The 1,061-nt window shown below is 37.4% G+C and carries 1 protein-coding gene and 1 pseudogene; both read right to left on the bottom strand.

The window, feature by feature from the left end; all coding sequences use genetic code 11:
• The coding region (locus tag BV372_RS33960; RefSeq protein ID WP_086691793.1) for a hemolytic protein HlpA-like protein at positions 1–699 on the bottom strand (699 nt) is incomplete at its 3' end.
• 94 nt (positions 700–793) lie between these two features.
• Positions 794–1,061: pseudogene (locus BV372_RS36960) on the bottom strand (glycosyltransferase family 2 protein); the annotation flags it as partial.

Raw genomic sequence — 1,061 nt, 5'->3', positions numbered from 1 at the left:
GTTAGAAACTAAATTGACATTTGGCAGAATAGTTAAACCATTTTGCAGCCAAGATGTCAGAGTCCAAAGAAAATCCCAAACATCAATTTTGCCTAGATAACAATTTTGAAAAATTTTAGTCCAATAGCGGACTGCGACAGAATCATCAAGTATATCTTGTAGCCAGTTACTATCTCTGATAGCTACCCAATGCTTCATTTCTAAATCATATCGTTGCCATGCTCGTCGCCAAGTTGCCCAACCCCAAATTAGTGGATAGCGAGAAAAGTAATAGCTATCCTCAGTACGTCGGCGACCAAACTGAAAATTATTGCCGGAGATTGTCATGATGCGTTGGTCGTGGCGATACTTATCTAATAATTCCTCACAATATTCAAAAAATGTTGGATGCGGTAAACAATCATCCTCCAAAATAATTGCTTCTTCTACTTGCTGAAATACCCAATCGAGTCCCGTTACTATACGTACCTTAGGTCCCAAATTTTTATCAGCGTAATTTTTTAATACTTTGCAATCCCAATCAACTTGCTCAATAATTTTTTGAGTAGCAACACACTTATCTACATCACCAGGGCGATGCGGGCGAGGTCCATCAGCAATTACTAATAGTTCGGGAGGTTGCACTTGACGAATTACTTCAAACACTTTTGCTGTGGTGTCTGGTTTATTAAAGATGATAAAAACAACAGCAGTTTTCATAATTTATGTTGATACATAAAATATTTGTAGGGTAGCAATACTCACCAAAACTGGGATATGGTGGGCATTGCCCAGCCTACTTGTAACCGATGAATTAACTGAAAAATTGCAGTTTTTTTTTGACTTGACTTTTAAGCAGAGATATCAAACTAAGACGAAACTGAGTTTGCTGTGTAAATTTATCAGCCTGTGCATCACGAACCATAAACAGTGGATGTTTGATCGGAAATTCCATTGCTTGAGTAGGATAATTAGCAAAGGGGCTGTAAATATCTTTTGTATTGGAAGCTTCGGTACTAAAGCCAATGTTAGAAACTAAATTGACATTTGGCAGAATAGTTAAACCATTTTGCAGCCAAGAT

Source organism: Nostoc sp. T09 (genome assembly GCF_002154695.1).
In the GTDB taxonomy this organism is placed as follows: Bacteria; Cyanobacteriota; Cyanobacteriia; order Cyanobacteriales; family Nostocaceae; genus Aulosira.
The sequence above is the reverse complement of the archived record's forward strand: the minus strand, read 5'-3'. Positions and strand labels throughout refer to the sequence as shown.